Source organism: Flexivirga oryzae, assembly GCF_014190805.1.
In the GTDB taxonomy this organism is placed as follows: domain Bacteria; phylum Actinomycetota; class Actinomycetes; order Actinomycetales; family Dermatophilaceae; genus Flexivirga; species Flexivirga oryzae.
On sequence record NZ_JACHVQ010000002.1, the window covers coordinates 690,982 to 715,403 of the forward strand.

Annotated in this window: 26 protein-coding genes; 10 read left to right on the plus strand and 16 right to left on the minus strand. The window is 70.2% G+C overall.

The features are described 5' to 3' along the window. Nucleotides 1-38: 38 nt before the first annotated feature. Nucleotides 39-800 carry a hypothetical protein gene (locus tag FHU39_RS16275; RefSeq protein ID WP_183321614.1) on the plus strand — a complete coding sequence of 254 codons (762 nt, stop codon included), beginning with the start codon at nucleotides 39-41 and terminating at the stop codon, nucleotides 798-800. A 49-nt stretch (nucleotides 801-849) separates the two neighbouring features. After that, nucleotides 850-1,545 (plus strand): Dph6-related ATP pyrophosphatase, encoded by a 696-nt coding sequence (locus FHU39_RS16280; protein ID WP_183321615.1) that lies wholly within the window; start codon nucleotides 850-852, stop codon nucleotides 1,543-1,545. A 48-nt stretch (nucleotides 1,546-1,593) separates the two neighbouring features. Here the strand turns inward: FHU39_RS16280 and FHU39_RS16285 are convergent, their stop codons facing one another. From FHU39_RS16285 to hutH, 11 genes are all read right to left on the minus strand, one after another. Beyond that, on the minus strand, nucleotides 1,594-2,010 hold the full coding sequence (locus tag FHU39_RS16285; protein WP_183321616.1) for a nuclear transport factor 2 family protein: 417 nt from the start codon (nucleotides 2,008-2,010) through the stop codon (nucleotides 1,594-1,596). 136 nt (nucleotides 2,011-2,146) lie between these two features. Beyond that, the gene (locus FHU39_RS16290) at nucleotides 2,147-2,905 is read right to left on the minus strand and encodes a methyltransferase domain-containing protein (RefSeq protein WP_183321617.1); all 759 of its coding nucleotides are present in this window, start codon (nucleotides 2,903-2,905) and stop codon (nucleotides 2,147-2,149) included. A gap of 4 nt (nucleotides 2,906-2,909) precedes the next feature. Further along, the gene (locus tag FHU39_RS16295; RefSeq protein WP_183321618.1) at nucleotides 2,910-3,863 is read right to left on the minus strand and encodes a zinc-binding dehydrogenase; all 954 of its coding nucleotides are present in this window, start codon (nucleotides 3,861-3,863) and stop codon (nucleotides 2,910-2,912) included. Nucleotides 3,864-3,894: 31 nt separating this feature from the next. Continuing rightward, the gene (locus FHU39_RS16300) at nucleotides 3,895-4,791 is read right to left on the minus strand and encodes a LysR family transcriptional regulator (protein WP_183321619.1); all 897 of its coding nucleotides are present in this window, start codon (nucleotides 4,789-4,791) and stop codon (nucleotides 3,895-3,897) included. 37 nt (nucleotides 4,792-4,828) lie between these two features. After that, complete coding sequence (locus FHU39_RS16305; protein WP_183321620.1) at nucleotides 4,829-5,011, minus strand: tautomerase family protein; 183 nt, start codon at nucleotides 5,009-5,011, stop codon at nucleotides 4,829-4,831. Nucleotides 5,012-5,149: 138 nt separating this feature from the next. After that, nucleotides 5,150-6,325, minus strand: a complete 1,176-nt coding sequence (gene hutI, locus FHU39_RS16310) for an imidazolonepropionase (protein ID WP_183321621.1) — start codon at nucleotides 6,323-6,325, stop codon at nucleotides 5,150-5,152. After that, nucleotides 6,322-7,650: a formimidoylglutamate deiminase gene (locus tag FHU39_RS16315; protein ID WP_183321622.1), complete on the minus strand. Its 1,329-nt coding sequence runs from the start codon at nucleotides 7,648-7,650 to the stop codon at nucleotides 6,322-6,324. Before FHU39_RS16315 ends, hutI begins: the two co-directional genes overlap by 4 nt. Continuing rightward, nucleotides 7,647-8,831 carry an allantoate amidohydrolase gene (locus tag FHU39_RS16320; RefSeq protein WP_183321794.1) on the minus strand — a complete coding sequence of 395 codons (1,185 nt, stop codon included), beginning with the start codon at nucleotides 8,829-8,831 and terminating at the stop codon, nucleotides 7,647-7,649. The genes FHU39_RS16315 and FHU39_RS16320 overlap by 4 nt, the downstream gene beginning before the upstream one ends. A gap of 14 nt (nucleotides 8,832-8,845) precedes the next feature. Then, the gene (locus tag FHU39_RS16325; RefSeq protein ID WP_183321623.1) at nucleotides 8,846-10,276 is read right to left on the minus strand and encodes a purine-cytosine permease family protein; all 1,431 of its coding nucleotides are present in this window, start codon (nucleotides 10,274-10,276) and stop codon (nucleotides 8,846-8,848) included. Nucleotides 10,277-10,283: 7 nt separating this feature from the next. Then, nucleotides 10,284-11,939, minus strand: coding sequence for a urocanate hydratase (gene hutU, locus FHU39_RS16330; RefSeq protein WP_183321624.1), 1,656 nt, complete (start codon nucleotides 11,937-11,939; stop codon nucleotides 10,284-10,286). A 47-nt stretch (nucleotides 11,940-11,986) separates the two neighbouring features. Then, the gene (hutH, locus tag FHU39_RS16335; protein WP_183321625.1) at nucleotides 11,987-13,528 is read right to left on the minus strand and encodes a histidine ammonia-lyase; all 1,542 of its coding nucleotides are present in this window, start codon (nucleotides 13,526-13,528) and stop codon (nucleotides 11,987-11,989) included. Between the two features lie 80 nt (nucleotides 13,529-13,608). Between hutH and FHU39_RS16340 the strand changes: the two genes are divergently transcribed. Continuing rightward, on the plus strand, nucleotides 13,609-14,376 hold the full coding sequence (locus tag FHU39_RS16340; RefSeq protein WP_183321626.1) for an IclR family transcriptional regulator: 768 nt from the start codon (nucleotides 13,609-13,611) through the stop codon (nucleotides 14,374-14,376). Here FHU39_RS16340 and FHU39_RS16345 read toward each other — a convergent pair. Next, a complete protein-coding gene (locus FHU39_RS16345; RefSeq protein WP_183321627.1) occupies nucleotides 14,347-15,498 on the minus strand; it encodes a flavin-containing monooxygenase in 1,152 nt (383 codons plus the stop codon). The two genes, FHU39_RS16340 and FHU39_RS16345, sit on opposite strands and share 30 nt — an antisense overlap. Nucleotides 15,499-15,677: 179 nt before the next feature. Here FHU39_RS16345 and FHU39_RS16350 point away from each other — a divergent pair, with 179 nt between their 5' ends. The 5 genes from FHU39_RS16350 to FHU39_RS16365 all read left to right on the plus strand — a co-directional run bounded on the left by FHU39_RS16350 (nucleotide 15,678) and on the right by FHU39_RS16365 (nucleotide 19,046). Beyond that, on the plus strand, nucleotides 15,678-16,160 hold the full coding sequence (locus FHU39_RS16350) for a methyltransferase domain-containing protein (RefSeq protein WP_183321628.1): 483 nt from the start codon (nucleotides 15,678-15,680) through the stop codon (nucleotides 16,158-16,160). A gap of 21 nt (nucleotides 16,161-16,181) precedes the next feature. Further along, the gene (locus tag FHU39_RS24755) at nucleotides 16,182-16,313 is read left to right on the plus strand and encodes a hypothetical protein (protein ID WP_281379745.1); all 132 of its coding nucleotides are present in this window, start codon (nucleotides 16,182-16,184) and stop codon (nucleotides 16,311-16,313) included. Between the two features lie 3 nt (nucleotides 16,314-16,316). Continuing rightward, nucleotides 16,317-17,285 carry an NAD(P)H-quinone oxidoreductase gene (locus FHU39_RS16355; RefSeq protein WP_183321629.1) on the plus strand — a complete coding sequence of 323 codons (969 nt, stop codon included), beginning with the start codon at nucleotides 16,317-16,319 and terminating at the stop codon, nucleotides 17,283-17,285. Nucleotides 17,286-17,316: 31 nt separating this feature from the next. Next, nucleotides 17,317-17,877 carry a bacterial proteasome activator family protein gene (locus FHU39_RS16360; protein ID WP_246336592.1) on the plus strand — a complete coding sequence of 187 codons (561 nt, stop codon included), beginning with the start codon at nucleotides 17,317-17,319 and terminating at the stop codon, nucleotides 17,875-17,877. Between the two features lie 80 nt (nucleotides 17,878-17,957). Further along, the gene (locus FHU39_RS16365; protein ID WP_183321630.1) at nucleotides 17,958-19,046 is read left to right on the plus strand and encodes a hypothetical protein; all 1,089 of its coding nucleotides are present in this window, start codon (nucleotides 17,958-17,960) and stop codon (nucleotides 19,044-19,046) included. On the opposite strand, the gene FHU39_RS16370 is transcribed toward FHU39_RS16365, so the two are convergent. Beyond that, nucleotides 19,034-19,807 (minus strand): class I SAM-dependent methyltransferase, encoded by a 774-nt coding sequence (locus FHU39_RS16370; RefSeq protein WP_183321631.1) that lies wholly within the window; start codon nucleotides 19,805-19,807, stop codon nucleotides 19,034-19,036. The two genes, FHU39_RS16365 and FHU39_RS16370, sit on opposite strands and share 13 nt — an antisense overlap. A gap of 80 nt (nucleotides 19,808-19,887) precedes the next feature. On the opposite strand from FHU39_RS16370, the gene FHU39_RS16375 reads away from it, so the two are divergent. Continuing rightward, nucleotides 19,888-20,631, plus strand: coding sequence for a hypothetical protein (locus FHU39_RS16375; RefSeq protein WP_183321632.1), 744 nt, complete (start codon nucleotides 19,888-19,890; stop codon nucleotides 20,629-20,631). A 13-nt stretch (nucleotides 20,632-20,644) separates the two neighbouring features. Here FHU39_RS16375 and FHU39_RS16380 read toward each other — a convergent pair whose 3' ends face one another. Further along, nucleotides 20,645-21,169, minus strand: coding sequence for an NUDIX domain-containing protein (locus FHU39_RS16380; RefSeq protein ID WP_183321633.1), 525 nt, complete (start codon nucleotides 21,167-21,169; stop codon nucleotides 20,645-20,647). Beyond that, entirely contained in the window at nucleotides 21,169-22,836 is a 1,668-nt protein-coding gene (locus FHU39_RS16385) for an FAD-binding dehydrogenase (protein WP_183321634.1), read from the minus strand. Before FHU39_RS16385 ends, FHU39_RS16380 begins: the two co-directional genes overlap by 1 nt. 90 nt (nucleotides 22,837-22,926) lie before the next feature. On the opposite strand from FHU39_RS16385, the gene FHU39_RS16390 reads away from it, so the two are divergent. Then, entirely contained in the window at nucleotides 22,927-23,730 is an 804-nt protein-coding gene (locus tag FHU39_RS16390) for a hypothetical protein (protein WP_183321635.1), read from the plus strand. Here the strand turns inward: FHU39_RS16390 and FHU39_RS16395 are convergent. Beyond that, nucleotides 23,717-24,373 (minus strand): hypothetical protein, encoded by a 657-nt coding sequence (locus tag FHU39_RS16395; RefSeq protein ID WP_183321636.1) that lies wholly within the window; start codon nucleotides 24,371-24,373, stop codon nucleotides 23,717-23,719. The two genes, FHU39_RS16390 and FHU39_RS16395, sit on opposite strands and share 14 nt — an antisense overlap. Nucleotides 24,374-24,422 lie beyond the last annotated feature (49 nt).

Consider the following 24,422-nt stretch of genomic DNA (forward strand, 5'->3'; position numbering starts at 1 on the left):
AACGGGTGGTTCGGGCACGCAACACGTATGGTCTCGGTATGGGGAGAATGAGAATCAGGGGAATTTCGACCATTGCCGCGGTGGCGGTGACCGCCGGTGCGCTGGCGGGCTGCAACGGCTCCAGCACCGCCGGGTCGGGCACCGGCAGCGGGGCAACCACGCCGGCGGCATCCACCACGAGCACGGCGGCCACACCGAGCAGGACCACCACGGCCGCGCCGAGCAAGACGACCGCGACCAAGGCCGACGCGACCAAGACCACCGCGTCACCGTCCGGCAGCAGCGCGTCCCAGGACGAGCTCAAGGGCAAGATCATCGCCGGTGCACCACCGCAGGACCTCACCTGGCTCGTCCGGCGTGTGCCGTCCAGCTGGAAGAAGGTGACCAATGTCGGCTCCGGCCAGTCCGAGTGGTCGATCGGCGGCCGGTGCGCCGTGCTCCTCGACCAGCCGGCGGGCATCGGCACCCAGCCGCAGCCGGACTCGCGCGGGGTGCTCGAGCACACCGCGGACCGGACCGGCCAGGCGTTCCCGGGCAAGCCCAAGCCGAAATACGTTGCCGGGGCGCAGAAGCAGCACACCCTGCCCAATGTCGTCACCGGCCTGAACGGCATCACCACGGCGAAGTTCGAGGAGGATGTGGCCGACTACGGCAAGGGCCGGGCGCAGTTCCTCGCCTATCGCAACGGCGACTTCGCGCTGACGTTCACCGGGGTGTGCGGCACGAAGGCCGGTTTCGCGGCGAAGAAGAACGTCTTCGAGAGCTTCATCAGCGATCTGAGCGCGCACACGACGTACTGAGCCGCGTCCGGGCAACGACCGCCCGGCGCGGTCGCGGGACGATGGACCCATGACCCCCATCCCCGTGGCCTTCCACTGGAGCGGCGGCAAGGACTCCGCACACGCGCTCGGTCGGTTGCTGGCCGACGAGCGGTACGACGTGCGCTGCCTGCTGACCACCGTGCACGCGTCGAAGGGCGAGTCCACCGTGCACGGCCTCCCCACGGCGCTGCTGCGCTCGCAGGCGGAGGCGATCGGTCTCCCGCTGCGCGTTGTCGAGCTCGCCGGTGCCGGTCTTGACGGGTATGTCGAGGCGATGGACGCGCAGGCGCGACTGCTCCGCGCGGAAGGCATCGCGGGCTTCGCGTTCGGGGACCTCGAGCACTCGGATGTGTTGCGGCACAAGCAGGCCCAGTTCGGACCGCTGGGGGTCGAGGTCATCGAACCGTTGTGGGGTATGTCGCCGCGCGAATGCGTCGAAGACTTCCTCACCACCGGGATCCAGGCGCTGATTGTGGTCGTCGATGCGTCCGTGCTCGGGCCGAGCCACCTCGGCGTGGCGGTCGACCGAGCCTTCGTCGATGCCCTGCCCGAGGGCTGCGATCCGTGCGGTGAGTATGGCGAGTTCCACACCTTCGTGTGGGACGCGCCGTACTTCCGCGATCCGGTGCCGTTCACCCGCGGCGGGACCGAGCGCATCGAGCGACGCATCGGCACGACCTCCGGGGTGCAGGAGTTCGCCTACTGGCGGCTGCACCTTCGCTGAACCGGCGCGTGATGCTCCGAGTCGTCCTGCTGCAGGTCGCGGTGCATCTCAGGCAGCCTCTGCGAACAAGGTCTCGGCGACGTGCTGGGTGTCAAGGTACTCGCGGACCTCACTGATCCGGCCGTCCCGGACGACGAAGACCCCGCAGTACTCGTTGTCGTACTCCTTGCCGGTGGCGGTGGCGGTGCCGCGGGCTCGCCACTCGAGCACCGCCCGATCGTGCTCGGCCGTGATGTCGCCGAAGGTGAACGTCAGGGTGCCCGGCACGAAGAGCGCGACGGCGCTCGTCAGGAAGTCGACGATCGCCTGCCGACCCCGGCGCACCCCCGACAACGGCAGCCCGCCATACAGGGTCCAGGTGGCGTCCTCGGTGAAACTGTCGGCGATCCTCTCGAGGTCACCGGCGACCAGCGCCTTCAGATATGCCTGGACGACGTCGCGCGCTTCGATGGTCTGGGTGGACATGGTTGTGCCTCCTGTATGGCGTGTCTCGCCTTTCGTTGCCACCATTCGACGCCATCTCGCCGCGCTGATCGAGACGCCAATCAGTCTCGCAGCGATCGGTTTTCGTGATCGACCGCCCTGTGGGACGAGGGGGCCTTCAGTCCGGCTTGTGGGCGCGGACCAGCAGCCTGGTGGAGTGCGCGACGAACGTGCCGTGCCGGCGCAGGTGTGCGTCGAGCTCGCGCAGGCGCGCGTCATACCGCTCGACGCTGAAGTCGGGCACCCACCACACGCACTTGCGCAGGATGTACACCACGGCACCGATGTCGAAGAACTCCATCCGGCAGCGTGCGCTGCGGATCTCGTCCACCACCAGGCCGGCGGCCGTCGCTCCCGCCCGGTCGTGGCGGGGATGACGACCCTCGCGCACCTCCGTCGGCAACGGCCCGGTGAACCATTCGATGAGTTCGAACGCCGATGCAGGTCCGACGTGCTGGGCGAGGTAGCGCCCGCCGGGACGCAACACGCGTGCGATCTCCGGCCACGGTGCGCGCACCGGATGCCGGGAGGACACCAGCTCGAACGACGCGTCCGGCCACGGCAGCGGTGCACCCTCGGCGACCTCCACCACCTGGACACCCCTGGGACCCAACCGATTCCGGGCTGCCGCAGCGTTCGGTGACCATCCCTCGGTCACCGCCATGCGGTCGGGCAGCCGTGCTACGGAGTCGACCACCTCTCCCCCACCGGTCTGCAGATCCAGCCCGCTGCCCACTTCGGACAGTGCGGTCGCGAGCAGGCCGGCGTAGCCCCAGCCCGGCCGCTCCTCGACGGCTCGTCCGTCCAGCCAGGAGAAGTCCCACCCGGACACGTCGACGTGCGCTGCCTCGTCCACCAGTTCGTCGTACGACCTCATGTGTTCACCTCGAGGTGGTCGGTGTGCTCGGATCCGTCGTGGCCATACGCGTCACTTCCAGCACGGCGTTCCCTCGGACCCGGCGGGCGAGCAGGTCGGTGATGACCGACGCGGTGTCGGTCCAGTCCGCCACCGCGGTGATCTCCGGGTGCAACCGGCCGGACGCCACGAGCCGCACGAGGGTGGCCAGGTCGGCAGCGTCACTCACGTCGGACTCCGAGTAGAGGAACTTGCGCATCGTGGCGTTCGCGCCGCCGGTCCAGTCGAAGAAGTCGATCGTCGGCCGGGTGTGACTCGCCTGTCCCATCCAGACGAGCAGGCCACGGGTCCGCAGCAGGCGCCAGGTGGCCGCGAAGAGGTCGCCGCCGACGCTCTCGATCACAACGTCGAACGGGCCCGCTGCGTCGGAGATGTCGGTCACCAGCTGTTCGGCGCCGAGTGCGAGCAGCCGCTGCCCACGGTCGACCGACGAACACATCACCGTCACGCGGGCTCCGAGCCCGGCAGCGAGCTCCACGAAGTAGTGGCCAACTCCTCCCGACGCACCGGTGAACAGCATTGTGCGTCCTGGGATCTCGCCGATCGTTCGGATCAGCCGCAGCGCGGTGAGACCCGCCAGCGGCAGCGCGGCCGCTGTCCGGCTCGGGATCGAGTCCGGGAGTGCAGCCACCCGGTCCGCCGGTACGCCGACCCGCTCGGCCCAGCCGGAGTGCTCGGGGTGCGCGACGACACGCTGTCCCACGGCCAGCGCGGTGACCTCGGCGCCCACGTCGAGGACGGCACCGGCCACGTCCTTGCCCGGTCGCCACCCGTCCGGGGGCGCGTCGAGCAGGAACGTCTCGCCGCGGTTGACGGAGTACGCCTCGACCGCGACGAGCACGTCGTGCCTGCCGACACGCGGCTCCGGAACGTCGGCCCATGCGATCGACCCTCGTCCGTCGGGGATCGCTGCTCTCATCTGTTGTGCACCTTCCTGATTCGTGACGCGCTCAGGTTTCGTGATCGCCGGCTCCGGCCGCGGCGCAGGCGCGCAGGAGCGGCGCCACCTGGCGGGAGGTCGCCGTCTCCGGCACCGCCAGAGCGGTGGGCATCAGCAGAGCCGGCTCGGTCGGGACGAACTGCACCGACGGATGCCGCAGGGTGTCCGCCTCGGGTTGGTAGATCACCGTCCAGCTCGGGCTGCCCGAGCCCACCGCCGCGATCAGGTCGTCGAGAGAACCCAGGTGTTCGCCGAGCGTCGGCGCGAATCCGGCTGCCGCGCACCTTTCCATCACCAGATCGAACAGTGGGGCGTTCCGCTGGCGCGGCACGATCCGCAACGGCAGCGCGGCCAGGTCGGCCAACCGGACCGTCGCGTCCTCGCCGATCGGGTATGACGCCGGCAGCACGGCCAGCAGGCGGTCCTGCCAGACCTCGATCAACTCGACGCCACCGGCGCTGGTCACACCCCGGACGAAGGCCGCGTCCAGCTGGCCGCTCGCCACTCGGGCGAGCCGGGCGCGGGCCGGCGCTCGCACGAGTTTGGTGGTGGTCGCCGGAAGCAGGTCGGACAGCGCTCCGAGCACGCCGGTCAGCCTGCTTCCCATGCCCGCGCTGCTGCCGAGCCGGAGCGTCTGTGACGGCCGTTCCACACCGGAACGAGCGACGTTGCGCACCCGATCGGCGGCTGCCAGCACCGCCCGGGCCTCGGGCAGCAGCCGGGCGCCTGCGGCTGTGAGGCGCACCCTTCGTGCCGACCGGTCGAACAGCTGCACTCCGAGCTCGCGCTCCAGGCGGGCGACCTGCTGGCTGACCGCAGGCTGGCCGATCGCCAGATTCGCCGCCGCACGCCCGAAGTGCAACTCCTCCGCGACGGCGACGAAGTATTCGAGCTGACGCAACTCCACCAAGCCATCGTGCCATCACGGAGACGGTGACGTCCGATCACTTGTCGGCGGTCAGCACCCCGTCGGCACCCCAACTGTCAGCTGGGGTCTCCTGGATCCAGACCTGCACGAGGTCACCCGGGATCCCGAGCACCTCGACGAACGCGTCGGTGATGCGGCGGATCAGGTCGCGCTTGACCTCGACGGGGCGCGGCCCCTGCAGAACGGTCACGGTAGGCATACTGGAATCTCCTCGATGATGGTGACGACACCGTGTCGCCGTCACCCATTCCAGTCGCCCGGCCGGCCGGGAACCAGGCGTGATCCGGACCTGCAGCGATCACGATCTGCGATGGCTGCCACCTGCCCGGGTCTCGCGCTACGTGAGCTTGCGCGCGACAGGAACACCGGGACGGTAGGCCAGGTGCAGGTATGACGGCGCATCGAGGACCGTGAGATCGGCCTGAGCCCCACCGCGGATGACGCCGATGTCGGTGCGCCGCAACGACTGCGCCGCTCCCGCCGTGGCCGCGAGCAGGGCCTCGGCGGGCGTCATACCCATGTCCCGCACCGCGACCGCGATCGCGAACGGGATCGAGCTGGAGTAGCAGGTGCCGGGGTTGCAGTCACTGGCCAGTGCCACGGTCGCGCCGGCATCGATCAGCCGGCGGGCGTCCGGGTAGGGCGACCTGGTGGAGAACTCGACACCCGGCAACAGCGTTGCCACCGTTGCAGATCCGGCCAGGGCGTCCACATCCGCGTCGGACAGGAACGTGCAGTGGTCGACGCTTGCCGCACCCAGCTCGACCGCGAGTCGTGCACCCGGTCCGTGTCCCAGCTGGTTGCCGTGCACGCGCAGCTCCAGACCGGCCGCGAGTCCGGCGCGCAGCACTCGCTCGGACTCCTCCCCGGTGAACGCGTACACGCTGTTCGGCTCGCAGAAGACGTCGATCCAGCGGGCGTGCGGCGCGCAGGCGGCGAGCATGTCGCCGCACACGAGGTCGAGGTAGTCGTCGCGCCCACCGGCACTTTCGCGGAACTCAGGTGGCACCACGTGCGCACCGAGGAACGTTGTCTCGTCGGTGAATTCGCGTGCGATGCGCAGCGCACGCGCCTCATTGTCGACGTCCAGTCCGTAGCCGCTCTTGATCTCCACGACACCCGTGCCCTGAGCGTGCAGCTCGGCGACCCGTGCACCGACCAGGGCGCGTAACTCGTCGTCGGTCGCCGCGCGGGTGGCCGCCATGGAAACCGCGATACCACCGCCGTCGTACGGCTCACCGGTCATCCGCGCGGCGAACTCCGCGGACCGGTCGCCGGCGAAGACGAGGTGACTGTGGCTGTCGACGAAGGCGGGTATGACGGCACGCCCACCGAGATCACGGCGCTCGTCCGCGTCCGGCAATCGGTGCTGGGCACCGACCCACACGACCTTGCCGCCGTCGGTGACCACCGCGGCCTGCGTGATGATCCCGAGTGGTGAGCCGTCCGCCTCGGGATGCGTCGGATCGTTCGTGACCAGTTCGCTGATCCCGGTCCACGCTGTGCTCGTCACGGTGCCTCCCACAAGTCGTTGATCGCGTCGGTCAACAGGTGACCGACGTCCCCCAGCCGGTGTTGCCGGTCGCCCACGACGACCTCGCCGTCGCGGATCACGTCGGTGACATCGGCTGCGGTGGCAGCGGTGAGCACGAATTCTGCCGGGACCCCTGCGGTGCGGGGCGACTCGAGGTCGACGGCGACCAGGTCGGCCTTCGCGCCGATCTGCAGTGACCCGGCCTCGCTCCAGCCGACCGTGTCGTGTGCGGTCGCGGCCGACAGCAGCTCCTCCGGCATGAGGCGGCCGCGGTGCAGCGTCCGCAGCCGTTCGTGCGACTCAAGGCCACGGACCTCCTCGAACATGTCGATGACGGCGTGCTGATCCGAGCCGAGGCTCAATCGGGCTCCCGCGTCGAGCAGTTCGCGGGACGGTCCGATGCCGTCGGCGAGGTCGCGCTCGGTGGTCGGGCAGAACGATGCGATCGAAGCTGCCCCGCCCAGCGTCTTGATGTCGCCGTCGGTGAGGTGCGTGGCGTGCACCGCGGTGAAGTCGTCGTCCACGACGCCCGCCTCGGCGAGCAACTGCACCGGCGTCATGCCGTAGAACGCCAGGCACGCTTCGTTCTCCGCCGGCTGCTCCGACACGTGCGCGTGGGTCGTCGGCAGCGTCTGCCCGAAGTGCTTGTACTGGACGAACTCCCGCAGTTGGTCGCGCGGCACGGCCCGCACGGAGTGGATCGCCGTGCCCACCCGGTTGGTCGCGTCGTCCCACAGCTGGGAGACCCGCTCCGCCCAGCGAGAGACGTCACCGTCGCCGAAGCGCGACTGTTCGGGCTCGAGCGGCACGTGCCCGTCGGCGGTCAAACCGCCTGCGAGATAACAGGTGTCGAGCAGCGTCAGTCGCACACCGGCGTCGCGCGCCGCCTGCTGCAGCGCCTCGCCCATCGCGTTGGGGTTGTCGTAGGGCGTGCCGTCCGGGTTGTGGTGGACATAGTGGAACTCGCCCACACTGGTGATGCCCGACAGCGCCATCTCGGCGTACGCCGCCCGGGCGAGCTTCAGGTAGTTGTCCGGGGTGAGACGCGCCGCTGCGTCATACATCCGGGACCGCCAGGTCCAGAAGGTGCCGCCCTCGGCGTGCGTGCGGCCGCGCAGCGCCCGGTGGAACGCGTGGCTGTGTGTGTTGGCGAAACCGGGCAGGACGACGCCGGGCAGGCGGTGCGCATCGCCGTGCGGCTGCCCGGCCTCGATCCGGTCGAAGACGTCGCCGGCGAGCGTGAAGCGCACATCGTGCGCGATTCCGCTTGGCAACAGTGCGTATTCGGCCCAATAGCTCGTCATGACGAAGCCAGCTCCTCCACCACTGCGGTGAGCGCGTCCACCCCGCGCAGGCAGTCGTCGCGCTCGGCGAACTCCTCCGGCGAGTGGGAGACACCGGTCGGGTTGCGCACGAAGAGCATCGACGTCGACACCCCGGCGGTGGCGAGCACCCCGGCGTCGTGACCGGCGCCGGTGCCGAGCATCGGCGTCTGCTCACCCAGGATCTGCCGGAGCCGCCCGGACAGCTCGTCGTCGAAGCGCGTGGTGTCGGTCCAGGACTCCTCGGTGAGAGTGCCACCGAGCCCACGCGCCGCCTCCTCGACCGCGGAAACGGTTGCGCGCACGGCCTGCTGGTCCGAGCCACGGGCGTCGAGCCACAGCCGGACGTGCGAGGGTATGGCGTTCACGCCGCCCGGCTCGACCGCGATCTTGCCGGTCGTGGCGACACAGCCGTTCGCGGTTGCGGCGGCCCGGGCGGCGAGGACGACCTCGGCAGCCGACAGCATCGCGTCCTGTCGGTCCGCCAGCGCCGTGGTGCCGGCGTGGTTCGCGGTACCGGGCAGGTCGATCCGCCACCGGCCGTGCGGCCAGATGTCGGTGCCGACCGCGACGGCCGAAGTGGCCGGGTCCAGATCGGCGAGCGCACGACCCTGTTCGACATGGAGCTCGACGAACTGGCCGATGCGACGCAGGGTTTCGTCGTCACGGCCGATGGTGTCGGGTGCACGACCGGCAGCGCGCAACGCCTCGGCCATGCTGACACCGTCGGCATCGGTCAGGCCGAGCGCCCGCTCCGCCGTCATGGCGCCGCTGATGACGCGTGATCCGGCGCAGGCGACGCCGAACCGAGCACCTTCCTCGTCACCGAAGTTGACGACGGCGATGGGTCGGGTCGGCTGGAATCCCCTGGCCCGCAGCGCATCGACCGCCGCGAAGGCGGAGACCACCCCGAGCGGCCCGTCGTACGCCCCACCGTCGGGCACCGAGTCCAGGTGCGAGCCGACGACCACGCCGGGGCCGTCACGGTCCGGGTCACCCCACCAGGCCCACTGGTTGCCCATCCGGTCCTGGGTCAGGTCCAGGCCGCGTGCCTGCGCCTCGGCGGCGAACCACTCGCGCAGCGTGTGGTCCTCCGCGGTCCAGGCGAAGCGCCGGTAACCGCCGGTCGTCGCGCGACCCACCGGCTGCAGGTCGGACCACATCCGGTCGAAATCGCTCACGCCTTCACCTCCGCGCGCTCGGTGTACCACTTGGCCTCACCGGCCACGATGTGCCCCCGGAAGGCGGCGTACACGGCGGCAGACACGATCAGCCCGAGGATCCAGGAGATGTCCGCGCCGCCGAGGTGGTCGACCATCGGGCCGGTGTAGAACGTGGTGCTCATGAAGGGCACCTCGACGATCACACCGAGCACGTAGGCCAGCAGCGCCGGCCAACTCCAGTCCGGGTAGAGCCCGCCGCGGTCCAGGATCGACGGAATGTCGTAGCGCTCCCGCCGGACCAGGTAGAAGTCGACCAGATTGATCGCGGTCCACGGGATCAGGAAGTAGGCGAGGAAGAGGATGAAGTTCTCGAAGTTGGGCACGAAGTTGGAGTGCCCGAGCACTGCGATCAGCGAGCCGACAACCGCGGTGACGATGACGAAGCTCGCGCGAACACCGGTGCCCATCTTCAGTTTCACGACCGCCGACGTGGTGGTTGTCGTCGACATGAACGCGCCGTAGAGGTTCAGCGTGTTGATGGCCAGCACCCCGAGCAGCAGGATGATGTAGAAGACCCACTGCGCGCCACCGGGGGCCAGGTCGACCACGAACGACACCGAGTTGTCGCCGAAGGACTTCGACGCGAGTGCTGCGGCGATCGAGCCGAACGCCATCATCCACACGGTGCCGATGAACGACCCGGCATACGTCCACCCGAAGGACGCCCGCGCGCTCGTGTCCTCCGGCAGGTAACGCGAGTAGTCGGCGACGTACGGCGCGAAGGTGATCTGCCAGGTGGCCGCGATCGCGACCGCCAGCAGGAATGTCCCGAACGAGAAGGACCCAGCGTGCCACGCGTTACCGATGTCGTGCTGCTGCAGCAACCGGAAGGACAGGTAGAGGAAGCCGAGCACCGCACAGACACTGATCACTCGCTCCATGGCGTGGATCCAGCGGTAGCCGAGCACGGCCGCGACCGTGCACACGGCGCTGACGATCAGGATCGACGGCACGAGGCCCAGCCCGGTCCACGCGGACAGGGCCTGACCACCGAGCACGCCGCTGCTGGCGAAGAAGCCGAGGTACATCAGCAGCACCAGGATCAGCGGCAGGATCGCACCGTAGAAGCCGAACTGCGCTCTGCTCTGGATCATCTGGGGGATGCCGAGCTTCGGCCCCTGCGCCGAGTGCAGCGCCATGAAGATCGCACCGAACGCGTTGCCGACCACGATCGCGAGCAGCGCCCACGGCAGCGACAACCCGATGATCACCGCGAGCGCGCCGGTCACCACGGTGGTGATCTGCATGTTCGCGGCGAACCATACCGAGAAGAGGTTGCGCACGGACCCGTGCCGGTCCTCCGGGGGGATCCAGTCGATCGAGTGCTTCTCGACCGCGCCGGTCGGCTCCGCGGGCACCTCGGGGGCAAGCGACTCGGTGCTCATCGCCGGGTCAGCCCTCGCGCATCGGGACGCGCACGCCGCGCTCGGTCGCGACGTCCTCGGCGATGTCGTAACCCGCGTCGACGTGGCGGATGACGCCCATGCCCGGGTCGTTGGTGAGCACGCGGGCCAGTTTCTGCGCGGCGAGCGGAGTGCCGTCCGCCAGGGAGACCTGGCCGGCGTGGATGGAACGGCCGATGCCGACACCGCCGCCGTGGTGGAGCGACACCCAGCTCGCACCGGAGCTGGTGTTGACCAGCGCGTTGAGCAGCGGCCAGTCGGCGATCGCGTCGGAACCGTCTGCCATCGCTTCGGTTTCACGGTATGGCGACGCGACCGATCCGCAGTCCAGGTGGTCGCGGCCGATCACGATCGGTGCGCTGACCTCACCGCGGGCGACCAGGTCGTTGAACGCGAGTCCGGCCTTGTCACGCTCGCCGTATCCGAGCCAGCAGATACGGGCCGGCAGCCCCTGGAAGGCGATCTTCTCCTTGGCGCCGCGCATCCACTTCTGCAGGCGGTCGTTGTCGGGGAACAGATCCATCACGGCCTTGTCGGTCGCGTAGATGTCCTTCGGGTCACCGGACAGCGCCGCCCAGCGGAACGGGCCCTTGCCCTCGCAGAACAGCGGGCGGATGTATGCCGGCACGAAGCCGGGGAACTCGAAGGCCCGCTCGTAGCCGCCCTTGCGTGCCTCGTCGCGGATGGAATTGCCGTAGTCGAAGACCTCGGCGCCGCCGTCCTGGAACTCCACCATGGCCTGCACGTGCTTGGCCATCGACTCGCGGGAGCGGTCGGTGAACTCCTCCGGCTTCTTGGCGGCGTAGTCGTGCCAGTCATCCGGCGAAATGCCTTCCGGCAGATAGGAGAGCGGGTCGTGGGCGCTGGTCTGGTCGGTGACGATGTCGATCGGCACACCGCGACGCAGCAACTCGGGGAAGATCTCGGCGGCGTTGCCGACGACACCCACGGACCAGGCGCGGCGCTCGTTCTTGGCCGCGACGGCCTTCTCGATCGCGTCGTCCAGATCGTCGGCGACCTCGTCGAGGTAACGGTGCTCGACGCGGCGGCGCAGCCGTGACTCGTCGACGTCGACGATCAGGCAGGCTCCGTCGTTGAGGGTGACGGCGAGCGGCTGCGCGCCGCCCATGCCGCCACACCCGCCGGTCAGTGTCAGGGTGCCGGCGAGCGTGCCGTTGAAGCGCTTCTCCGCGACCGCGGCGAAGGTCTCGTAGGTGCCCTGCACGATGCCCTGGGTACCGATGTAGATCCAGGAACCGGCGGTCATCTGCCCGTACATCGTCAGGCCGAGCTGCTCCAGCCGGCGGAACTCCGGCCAGTTCGCCCAGTCGGGAACGAGATTGGAGTTGGCGATGAGCACGCGCGGCGCCCACTCGTGGGTCTGCATGACGCCGACCGGGCGGCCGGACTGCACCAGCATGGTCTCGTCGGCCTTGAGGCCCTGCAGGGTGCGGACCATCGCGTCGAAGGACCGCCAGTCGCGGGCGGCGCGGCCGGTGCCGCCGTAGACGACCAGGTCGTCGGGGTGCTCGGCGACCTCCGGGTCGAGGTTGTTCATCAGCATGCGCATCGGCGCCTCGGTGGCCCAGGACTGGGCGGTGAGGGTCGTACCGCGCGGGGCGCGGACCGGTCGTGCACCTTCCATGATCGTCAGATCCTTTCGTTGTCAGTCAATTCGGTATGGCGGGAACGTCAAACCAGCGGGCCGGTAACGCTCTCCGCAGCCGCCAGCGCGTCACCGGCTGCGACGAACTCAACGGCCTTCTCGATCTCCGGGGACAGGAATCGGTCGGGGCCGGGGACCCCGATGTTCGGGAGCGCGGCGACGACCGCGGCGGTCGCCGGACCGGGTCGCAGCGGCTGACGCAGCCGGATGCCGCGGGCCGCTGTGAGCAGCTCGATCGCGAGGACCCGGCGCAGCCCGTCGACGGCGCGCCGGAGCTTGCGGGCGCCGGACCAGCCCATCGAGACGTGGTCCTCCTGCATCGCGCTGGACGGGATCGAGTCCACCGATGCCGGGTTGGCGAGCCGCTTCAGCTCGGAAACGATGGCGGCCTGGGTGTATTGGGCGATCATGTGGCCGGAGTCGACGCCCGGGTCGTCCGCGAGGAACGGCGGCAGACCGTTGTTGCGGGACACGTCGAGGAAGCGGTCGGTCCGTCGCTCACTGATGCTGGCCAGGTCGGCCGTCACGATCGCGAGGAAGTCGAGCACGTAGGCGACCGGTGCGCCGTGGAAGTTGCCGTTGGACTCCACACGCCCGTCCTTGGTGACGACCGGGTTGTCCACTGCCGAGGCGAGCTCGGCGTCCGCGACCGTTGTCGCGTGGGCGATGGTGTCGCGAGCGCCGCCGGCGACCTGCGGGGAACAGCGCAGCGAGTAGGCGTCCTGCACGCGGGTGCAGGCTGCCGGGTCACGGTGGCTCTCGCGGATCTCACTGTCCTTCAGCAGGTTCCGCAGGTTCTCGGCGCTCAACGCCTGGCCGCGCTGCGGGCGCAGCTCGTGCAGGTCGGCGGCGAAGACGTCGTCGGTCCCGAGCAGGCCCTCGATGGACATCGCGGCCGTGATGTCGGCGACCTTGGTGAGCGCGGTGAGGTCGGTGATGGCGAGGCAGAGCATGCCGAGCATGCCGTCCGTGCCGTTGATGAGGGCGAGGCCCTCCTTCTCGCGCAGTTCGACCGGGGTGAGTCCGGCAGCTGCGAAAGCGTCTGCGGTCGGCTGCAGTTCGCCGTCGGCGCCCCGGACCTCGCCCTCGCCCATCACCGCGAGCGCGCAGTGCGCGAGCGGTGCGAGGTCGCCGGAACACCCGAGCGAGCCGTACTCCCGGACGACCGGGGTGATGCCCGCGTTGAGCATCCCGACATACGTCTGCAGCACCTCGGGGCGCACGCCGGTCCGGCCGGTGGCCAGCGTGCTCGCGCGCAGCAGCATCAGCGCCCGCACGACCTCCCGCTCGACCTCGGGGCCGGAGCCGGCCGCGTGCGAGCGGACCAGCGAGCGCTGCAGCTGGGCGCGGGACTCGACCGGGATGTGCTTGGTGGCGAGGGCACCGAAACCGGTGGAGACGCCGTAGTGCGGGATCGGGTCGTCGGCGAGCTGCTCGATGATGGCGCGGCTGCGGGCGACCTCGTCGAGGGACTCCTGGGAGACCTCGACCTTCGCGTCGTGACGGGCAACGGCGACGACATCGGCGATGGAGAGGGCGCCGACTCCGACAACAACTGTTTCGCTCATGTGATCCATTGCATACCCCTGGGAACACCGCCAACAGCGGCGAGCGGCCGTTTGTGTCTCGCATCTGAGACAATGTGAGTATGGCGAACGCCCCCGCCGCCGCTCAGGCCGTGGCGCTGCTGCAACTGCTCGCCCGGCACGCGGAGCCGATGCCGGCGGCCACCATCGCGCGCCAGCTGGGCATGCCCCGCTCGTCGACCTACCACCTGCTGACGGTGCTCTCCGACGCCGGTTTCGTCACGCACCTGGGTGACGAGCGCCGCTGGGGGCTGGGCGTGGCGGTCTTCGAGCTCGGCTCGGCATACGTCCGGCAGGCTCCGCTGCAACGGATCGCGCGGCCCATCCTCGCGCGCCTGGTGGAGAGCACCACGCACAACGCACACCTGGCGGTGCTGCACGGCCGGGACGTGTTCTACGTGATCGAGGAACGCGCGCCACGCCGCCCGTCGCTCGTCACCGACGTCGGCGTGCGACTTCCTGCGGCGCTCACCGCATCGGGTATGGCGATGCTCGCGGCGCTGCCCGGCCCGCAGGTCCGCGCGCTCTACCCGGACCGGGCCTCCTTCGTGCAGCGCAACGGACAGGGCGTCACATCGCTCACCGCGCTGAACTCCGAACTCGCGCAGGTGCGGCGCCGTGGGTATGCCGTCGAAACCGAGTCGGTGTCACCGGGATTCGCGTCGGTGGCGGTCGCGGCGCTCGACCACAACGGCGGCCCCGCAGCGGGGATCGCGGTCACCTACCCGGCGGACGAGCCGCCCGCGGAGGGCCTGCTCGTGGCCGCGGTCCGGTCAGCGGCTGCCGATCTCAGCCGTCGTTTAGGCCACCGCACCAGGTTGGCCGAGTAGCGGAGGAGCGAAGCGAAGGAGCGTATCGAGGTCTCGTGGCTTCTCGAGTGAGCGCAACGCCCCGCGCGCGGCGCGCCGCCCGGCCCGCGTCGCGCCGAGGGTCGACGCGCTGGGCCCGTAGCCGACCACGAAGAGCCGCGGCTCCCTGACCAGCGAGACGTCGTCGTCCGCCACCAGCAGTCCGCCACCCGGCTCGCGCAGTTTGAGCGGTGCGAGATGCCCCAGCGAGGCACGGAACCCGGTCGCCCACAGGATCACCTCGACGTCCGCGTGGCTGCCGTCGACGAAATCGACGCCGTGCTCGGTGAGCCGGGCGATCCGGCCGCGGCTGACCAACGTCCCGCGAGCGATACCTGCCTCGTAGTCCGGCCGTTTCAGCAGTCCTGTGTTGGACACGACGGAGCCCGCAGGCAGTCCGGCGCGGGTCTTGGCAGCGACCCGTCGCTCCACCTCGGCGCCCCATCTCGGGCTCACGGCGCGGTCGATCCATTGCGGCGGGCGGCGCGTGGACCAGACCGTCGAGACGCCATACCTCTCCAGGAGCAGCAGGAACTGCACTGCCGACGCTCCCCCGCCCACGACGAGCACGCGTTTGCCGCGGAAGTCCTCCGGTGCTCGGAAATCCCTTGTCGTCAGCTGGATCCCGGCAAAGCGCCCGGGGTATGCCGGCACGTACGGCCGGTCCCATGTGCCCGTCGCGCTGATCACCGCATCGGCCACGTACTCGCGACGCAGGTCGCCGCTGGTCGCGCCCACCAGCAGTGGCCCGCGGCCGGAGTCCTCGACCTCGGTCACCCGCCACGGCCGCTGCACCCGGAGGTTCTCGTGCCGCTCGTAGGCGGCGTAGTAACGCTTGACCACTTCGCGGGCCGGCTCGGTCGGGTCGGGCACGCCGAGCGGGAAGTCGGGCAGGTCGTGTATGCCGTGCGCGTCGCCGAGGGTCAACGCGTCCCACCGGTGGCTCCAGGCCCCGCCCGCGGTCGGGTTCGCGTCCAGCACGTCGAAGTCGACGCCCGGGGTCAGCCCGCCCTTGCGCAGGAAGTGACTCGCGGACAGGCCCGCTTGCCCGGCGCCGATGACGACCACGTCGCGGCGCAGCGTCGTCGGCGTTCGGTCAGTCATACAAATTTGAACGACCTCACTCGCCCGGGCATTCCATCGCCGTTGACGGTCCGAACGCCCGCTGACGGCGCAATCTCGGGGTCAGCGGCGGATTTGAGCGTCGACCGCGGTTTCGACCGTCAATGGGCGCGCTCCGAGCACACTAGGGTCGGGAGCCATCCGCCACCGAAAGGACCACCGTGCCCGACAGCCGCGCCGAGCGGGAAGCCGACCTGCGCACCTACTACGACAACGAGGCGGCCGACCGGCGGGACAAGCACCTGCCGGTCGCCCGCGTGCAGCACCGGGACGCCTTCATCGAGCTGTTGCGGCGCGAGCGGCGCGGCTCTGTCGTGGAGGTCGGCACCGGACCCGGTCGCGACCTGCTCGCCTTCCGCGACGCCGGGCTGGCCGTGCGCGGCCTGGATCTGGCACCGGCAAGCGTCGAACTGTGCCGGGCCGAAGGCCTGGACGTGCAGGTCGGCTCGGTGCTCGAGACTCCGTTCGGCACAGGAGAATTCGAGTCGGCATACACGGCGAGCACGCTGCTGCACGTCGCCGATGCGGACCTGGACACCGCGCTGGCCGAGCTCGTCCGGGTCACCCGGCCCGGTTCCCCGATCGCGATCGGCGTCTGGGGCGCCGACGAGACCCGCGAGCAACGCTGGGGCAAGGCGGCATAGGGCCCGCCCCGGTTCTTCGCGTTGCGCAGCGACGCCGACCTGCGGGCCGCGCTGGAGCGCCACGCCGCGATCGAAGGCTTCGAGACCTGGCCGGACGACGAGACGGACCTGCACTACCAGTGGGCCGTCCTGCGCGCGCCGCGTAACGTCTGACCCATGCGTGCGATCACCCTGCCGAGCTTCGGCGACGAGTCCGTGCTCACCCCCACCGACCTGCCGACCCCGGCCATCGGCGACGACGAGGTCCTGGTCGACGTCGCGGCGGCCGGCGTGAACCGGGCCGACCTGATGCAACGGCAGGGCTTCTACCCACCGCCGAAGGGCGAGTCGGAGATCCCCGGGCTCGAGGTCAGCGGCACCATCGCGGCGCTCGGCGACGCGGTGACCGGCTGGTCCGTGGGCGACCGGGTGTGCGCACTGCTCGCCGGCGGCGGGTATGCCGAGCAGGTCGCCGTGCCCGCGGGCCAGCTGCTACCGGTCCCCGACGACCTCGACCTGGTGGACGCCGCGGCACTGCCGGAGGTCGTCTGCACCGTCTGGTCCAACATCTTCATGACCGCGCACCTGCAGCCCGAGGAGCTGCTGCTCGTGCACGGCGGTTCCAGCGGCATCGGCACCATGGCGATCCAGCTGGGCAAGGCGTTCCACGCCCGCGTCGCGGTGACCGCCGGCTCCGCGGAGAAGCTGCAGCGCTGCGCCGAACTGGGCGCCGACATACTCATCAACTACAAGGAGCAGGACTTCGTCGAGATCGTGTCGGCGGAGGGCGGCGCGGACGTCATCCTCGACGTCATCGGCGCCAAGTACCTCGCCCGCAACATCGCCGCGCTGGCGCCGGACGGCCGGCTGGACATCATCGGCTTCCAGGGCGGCAACACCGCCGAGCTCGACCTGCGGGCGCTGATGGTCAAGCGCGGATCGATCGTCGTCACGGGCCTACGAGCGCGGGACCGGGCGAACAAGGCGAAGGTGGTCGCCCAGGTGCGCGAGCTCGTCTGGCCGTTGCTGGAGGCCGGCACGGTCCGGCCGATCGTGCACGAGAAGCTGCCGCTGGAGCGCGCCGGCGACGCCCACCGGGTGCTGGCGCAGTCGCAGCACGTCGGCAAGGTCCTGCTCACGGTGTGAGGCGCAGCCCGCATTTGGCAGGATGGGGCACATGACGCCTGACGAGGAGAACCAGGACGACCAGCAGCGGATCGTCGTCGTGACCCAGGACGGCATGGGGGTGGCGTCGCCGCCGAGCGACGACGCGGAGTCCGACGGTGAGACGACCGAGGGCACCGTCGAGGAGAACCCCGCCGACCTGGTCGAGCAGCCCGCGAAGGTCATGCGCATCGGGTCGATGATCAAGCAGTTGCTGGAGGAGGTCCGCAACTCGCCCCTCGACGACGCCGGCCGCCGGCGGCTCGCCGACATCCACAAGCGGTCCATCGGTGAGCTCAGGGAGGGCCTGGCACCCGAGCTGGTCGAGGAGCTGGACCGCATCGCGCTGCCCTTCACCGACGAGGCGCCGAGTGACGCCGAGCTGCGGATCGCGCAGGCGCAGCTGGTCGGCTGGCTGGAGGGGCTGTTCCACGGCATACAGACCGCGATCGTGGCGCAGCAGATGGCCGCGCAGGCGCAGTTGCAGGCGATGCGGCGTGGCCTGCCGCCCGGTCAGGGCGCGCACCCGGTGCCCGCGGACGGGCCGACCGGCCCGACGGGACAGTACCTCTGAGCACACGCGCCCACCTGGATCGCTGGCTGCAGCGGCCGGCGGGCCGAGCCTGGCTGGTCGGCTGCTCGATCTTCGTGGTCGTGCGGCTGGTCGGCGCCTGGTGGCTGATGTATGTCGGGCACCGCAACAACCGCTCGGTCCACGACATGCTCGCGTCCTGGGACGGGCAGTGGATGCTCGCGCTGGCGCAACACGGCTACGCGGACGTCCCGGTCAGCCTGACCGACGCGCACGGCCAGCACACCGCCGACACGGCCTATGCGTTCTTCCCCGGCTATCCCGGGGTCGTGCACACGGTCAGCTTCCTGGGCATCGGCACGTATGCCGCGGCGATCACGACGAGCCTGGTCTGCGGCGCGGCCGCGACGGTGGCCGCGTACCGGATCGGCAGCTGGTGCGCGACCCGCAGGTGGCCGACCGGCGATGCGCGGGCCGACCAGGCCGGGATGCTGATGGCCGTGCTGTTCGCGGCCACCCCGATGAGCATCATGCTGTCGATGGCCTACACGGAGGCGATCTACTGCGCACTCGCCGGCTGGGCGCTGTGGTTCGTACTCGAAAAACGTTGGACCGCCGCAGGATTCCTCACCGCCTGTGCCGGGCTGACCCGGGCCACGGCGGTTGCGCTGATCGCGGTCGTGGTGATCGCGGCGTTCGTCGATCGACGCGCGGACGCACGGGCCTGGCTGTGCATCGTCCTCGCGCCGCTCGGCTGGCTGGCCTGGATGGTCGCGGTGGCGGTGCACACCGGATCGCTCATGGGCTGGTTCGACGTGCAGGGCGACGGCTGGGACACCGGCATCGACTTCGGCCGGGCGACACTCACCTACCTGCGGGACACCTTCGCCGCCAACCAGACCGCCGGGGACGTGTTCACCGCGTGGGTGATCGTCGCGACCATCGTGCTCGTCGTGCTCAACTTCGTGACACGACTCCCGTGGCCGGTCGCGCTGTACGGCACCCTAGCCGCCGCGACGGTGCTGCTGTCCACCGGGTTGATGAATTCCCGTGTGCGGCTGCTGCTTCCGGCGTTCGTGCTGCTGACGCCCGTCGCGCTGGCGCTCGCGCAACGGTCCCGGACGACGCAGTTGACGGTCGCGGCGGCGACGACCGCGGTCAGCGCCTGGTTCGGCGCCTACATGCTGGGCATCTACCCCTACGCGATCTGAGACGTGCCGACCCTGCGCGCGAGATGCAGGGTGAGATCTGCGCGCAGCTCGACCGCGTCGGGCAGCGCCGCAGCGACGGCGGCGAACACCGCGCCCCGGTCAGCCTCGTCCAGCATCAGGTAGGCCGAGACCGTCGACAGGTAGCCGATCCAGTCCTCCGTCGCCACCTCGAAGCGTTGCTCGATCGTCGTCTCCCGAACATCGGTGAATCGCGGATCGCCGACGAGCTCGCTTGCCGGCCAGCGCATCCCGTCTTCGGTTGACTCGACCGGACCTGCTGGGGAGTCATCGACCAGCCACGGCCGCTGCGCATCCTCCATCGCCTCCTCGAGTGCCGGGTCGGCCAGGTACGGCGCACCGCCGAAGTTCGCGAAGACCCCGCCCGGACGGAGCAACCGCGCGATCCGGTCCCAGCGGCCGTCGGGAGCGGTCCAGTGCAGGGCAGCGGCCGCCACGACGAGGTCGAAGGGCCCGAGCCGCGGCAGCTGCTCGAGTGCTGCGGCGACCGTCGTGGTCTCGGGAACCGCCGCCGCCAGCTGCTGCAGCATCGCCTCGTCCGGATCGCTCGCGGTGACCGCGATCCCGTGTCGGGCAAGGACTCTCGTCGCCTTCCCGGTGCCGGCACCCAGCTCCAGCGCGGTCCGCACCGGTCCGTCGGCATACTCGAGGATCAGTTGCACCAGCACATCGGGATATTCCGGTCGGTACCTCTCGTAGGCCGCAGCCATCACACCGAAACTCCGCGACCGTTCCCTCGCCATACCCTCGACTATCCCGATGCGCGCGACCTGCGGCAATCCATTTGTGCGCCGGATCTGCCTCGGCGGCTTATGCTCCCGGGGTGCGTGGTCAGGGGAACAACCCGGTGTTCGACCGGCTCTTTCGGCGTGCGGCGCCGGTCATCGTCAACGGCGCACACGAGCGGGACCAGCCGCCGCAGGACGGCGGTCGCTGGCCGGTGTCGGTCGTCGCGACCGGTGCGCCCGACTCCTTCCGCACCCTGCTGCACGAGCACCTCACCGAGCTCGTGGAGTATGCCGGGCCGGGCCACTTCATGACGGGACGGCCCGAGGCCTCGCACATCACGGTGCGTGCACTGGAGCCGTACCGGCAGGCCGCCGACAAGGATGACCTGATCGTGGGTGACTGGGTGGACGCCATGAAGCGCACGGCGGCCGACACACCGACCTGCGAGCTCACCTGCACCGGGCTGACGCTGACCACGGGCGGTGTGCTCGCCCAGCTCGAGCCGCATGACGCGACGCCGTGGGAGCTGCTCGACCGGTTCCGTGCGGAGCTGGGCGACCTGGCGTGGTTCGAGGACCAGTGGATGAAGCGAAACATCTGGTACTCCAGCATCATTCACTTCGCTGCCGACATCCGAGACCCGCACGGTCTGGTCGACTGGGTCGCCGGGCACCGGCGGTTCGCCGACCCCATGACGGTCCGCCTCACCGGCCTGGACCTGGTGCGGTTCCGTCACACGGTCGTGCCGGACACGCACGAGCAGTACATGGGGCCGCGCACCTGGTACTCCGTCGAGTTCGCGGACACGGCCGGGGACCCGCGGGACGCCGGTAGGTGACCACGCGGTGCGATTACCCGCCCACCGCGTCGTCCGGCGACGTCAGCACCGCACCCACGCGCGGCTGCCGGTGCGCCGCCTCGAGCGCATCCAGGATCCGCTGGGTCGCGTTGTCGACGTCGTTCCACTGGTCGGCCGGCAGCCACTCGTACGACGTGGCCTCGCTCGCGACGTGCACGGTGGGCTCGGTGTCACACACCACCCGGAAGATGACGTCGATGTGCCGGACCGTCGTCTCGAAGGTCGTCGCGGCGACATCACCGGGATCGATGCGGATCCCGGTCTCCTCCAGGACCTCTCGGACGACGGCGGTCGCGGGGTGCTCGCCCTTCTCGACCATGCCGCCGGGCAGGCTGACGCCCTTGCGGTGGGTCTGCCGCAGCGCGAGCAGTTTCCCGTCGTACTCGATGAGTGCGATGGCGCCCATCGTGAACGTCGGTGAGATCAGCCGGACGGCCGGCCAGACGAGGCGCATGGGGCTGACGCGGAAGACCAGCAACGCCAGTTTCCGCACCGGCCCGGGGTGCTCGTGCGACATCAACCGACCTGTGCCGCCGCGGCACGCCCTGCTGCTCGCCCGGAGAAGATGCACCCGCCGAGGAACGTGCCTTCCAGCGAGTTGTACCCGTGCACGCCGCCGCCGCCGAAACCGGCGGCCTCCCCGGCGGCGAACAGCCCTTCGACCGGGTCACCGTTCGGACCGAGCACCCGGGACTGCAGGTCGGTCTGCAGTCCCCCCAAGGACTTTCGCGTGAGAATGTGAAGTTTCACGCCGATCAGCGGACCCGCCTCCGGGTCCAGGATCCGGTGCGGTTTCGCGACCCGGATCAGCCGGTCACCGCGATAGCGGCGCGCACCACGGACCGCGGTGATCTGCGCGTCCTTGCTGAACGGGTTGGCGACCTCACGGTCACGCGCCGCGATCTGCCGCTCGATCTCCGCCGGTTCGAGCAGCGGCTCCGGCGTCAGGGCGTTCATCCGGTCGACCAGCGTCGAAATATCTTCAGCCACAACGAAATCCGCGCCCTTCTGCTTGAACGCCTCGACCGGCCCCGGTGCACCCTTGCGTACCCGCGACGCCAGTAGCTTCAGGTCCTTGTTGGTGATGTCCGGGTTCTGCTCCGACCCGGAGAGCGCGAACTCCTTCTCGATGATCTTCTGCGTGACGACGAACCACGAGTGGTCGTACGGCGCCAACTCGGGTGTGGTCCGCAGGTAGCGCAGCGTGCCCAACGTGTCGAAGCCCGGCAGGTATGGCGCAGGAAGCCGACGTCCCAACGCGTCGAACCACATCGGCGACGGCCCGGGCAGGATCCGGATCGCGTGCTGTGGCCACACCGGCGCCCAGTTCCTGATGCCTTCGACGTAATGCCACATGCGGTCCCTGTTGACCGTGCGTGCTCCCGCCTGTTCGGCGATCTCGATCATCCGGCCGTCGACGTATGCCGGGACACCGGTGATCATCTCGCGCGGCGCGGTGCCCAGCCGGGTCGGCCACCACTTGCGCACCAGGTCGTGGTTGCCGCCGATGCCTCCGCTGCTCACGATCACCGCCTGCGCGGTCAGCTCGAACTCCCCGACCTCTTCGCGGGAGGACTGCGCACCGCGAACAGCGTTGTCCCCGAACAGGATCCGGCCGCGGACCCCGGTCACGGCGGCGCCGTCCCGGATGAGTTCGTCGACCCGGTGCCGGTGCAGCAGGCGCACCTGCCCGGACTCGGAGGCCGCGACCGCAGCGTCCGCGAACGGCTTGACCACACCGGTCCCGGTCCCCCACGTGATGTGGAAGCGCGGCACCGAGTTGCCGTGTCCGTCCGCGCGTCCGTCGCCGCGCTCGGCCCAGCCGACGATCGCCAGCCAGCCCATGCCGCGTTCCTTGAGCCAGGAGCGCTTCTCGCCCGCCGCGAACTCGACGTAGGCGCGAGCCCACTTGCGCGCCCAGGTGTCCTCGTCGACCAGCCGGTCGAAGGCGGCGCTGCCCTGCCAGTCCTGCCAGGCGAGCTCGACCGAGTCCTTGATCCCCATCCGCCGCTGCTCGGGCGAGTCGACGAAGAACAGCCCGCCGAAGGACCACCACGCCTGGCCACCGAGGTTGGCGGCGCTCTCCTGGTCGACGATCACCACCCGCTTCCCGGCCGCGATCAGCTCGCCCGCGGCGACCAGCCCGGCGAGACCGGCTCCGACGATGATGACGTCAGCGTCCATGGGGGTGTGGCCACCTTTCGAAGTTGCGAGCCCCCTTAACCTACCTGCCGGTATCGATCACCGGGCGGCGTCGTGTTGTTGACTGGGCGCATGGCAGCCGACGACTTCGACACCACGGTCGAGCAGTTGTATGGCGCGCCGGCCGCGCAGTTCGTCGCCACCCGCGACGCAGCGGTCAAGCGGGCCCGCGCGGCGGGTGACCGCGAGCTGGCCGATCGGATCAAGCAGTTGCGGCGCCCCACCGCCGCAGCCGCGGTGCTCAACCGGTATCTGCGCGGCGGTGACACGGACGACCTGGACGCACTGATCGAGCTCGGCGAGAAGCTCCGGGCTGCGCAGCGCGAGCTGGACGTCCCGGCCATGCGAGAGCTCGGCGCGGAACGGACGCCGCTCATCGCGGCGGTCGTGGTCGCCGTCGAGGCGGTGGCGCCGGACGAGCTGACCGCGACGGTTCGTGAGCAGCTGAGCCAGACGCTGACCGCGGCGGTGGCGGACGCCGACGCCGCGCGTGCGGTGCGCAGTGGCCACCTGGTGGCTGCCCTGAGCTACAGCGGGTTCGGGGAGGTGGACCTGCGTGACGCCGTCGCGGTGCCGCTGGCCAGGCGCACCGAAGACGCCGGGGGCCACACCGACACCAGCCCGGAGGCACCGGCGCAGGAGGATCGCGCAAAAGCCGCGGCGGAGCAGCACCTGGCGGAGCGGCTCGCCATACTGACCAGGGCCCAGCAGGCGGAGGAGTCGGCGCAGCAGTCGGCGCAACTGGCCGACCGCGCACTCGCCGCGGCTCGTCGCACGGCGCAGAACTCCCGCGCCCGCGCCACGGAGGCGAGCGCCGCCCGTGCGGCGGCGGAGGCCGAGGTCGCCGAGGCGCGCGCCCGGGTCAGGCGTTCGTGATCAGCTTCTGGCAGTAGCTGCGCAGCGTCCCGGAGTCCTTGTTGTAGGCCGTCGTGGTCACGCTCTTGCCGTCGAACTGCGCCTTCGCCATCACGTCCAGGTCGGTCGCGACAGCCTTCACCCGGGTCTCGAAGCCCTTGTCCTGCGACGTGGCCGGCAGCTTGCGCAGGTTGTCCGCCGTGGTCTGGAAGTTCTTCGCCGCGGCGTCCAGTTTGCTCTTGGACTGGGAGGTGACCGCGGCGTTCCACTGGGTGATCGCGGAGTTGCTGTCCTTGTTGGCCGTCAGGCAGGCGCCGACCGGGTCGGCCTTCACCGACGGCTTGCTCGTGGCCGGCTTCGCGCTCTTGCTGCTCTTGCCGCTGGTGGACGCCGACGGGCTGGACGCCTTGGAGCTGGACGCCTTCGCGCTGGAGGACAGCGGGCTCTGCGCGGAGGAGGACGCCGACGGGTGCAGGACCGATCGGCTGACCGACGGGGTGCTGCTCGGGGTGGTGGAGGTGACCGTCAGCGTGCTCTTGGTCGTCAGACCGCTGCTGGACGAAGCGCCCGTCGAGCCGCTGCTGGAGCAGGCGCTCAGCGTGACGAGACCGCATGCGGCGACGGCGACCACGCCGGCTCCGGAGAGGACCTTCGGTTTGCTCATGCCGTAAACCATGCCGGTCGATTTCGGTTGCACCAAATCGCGTGACCCT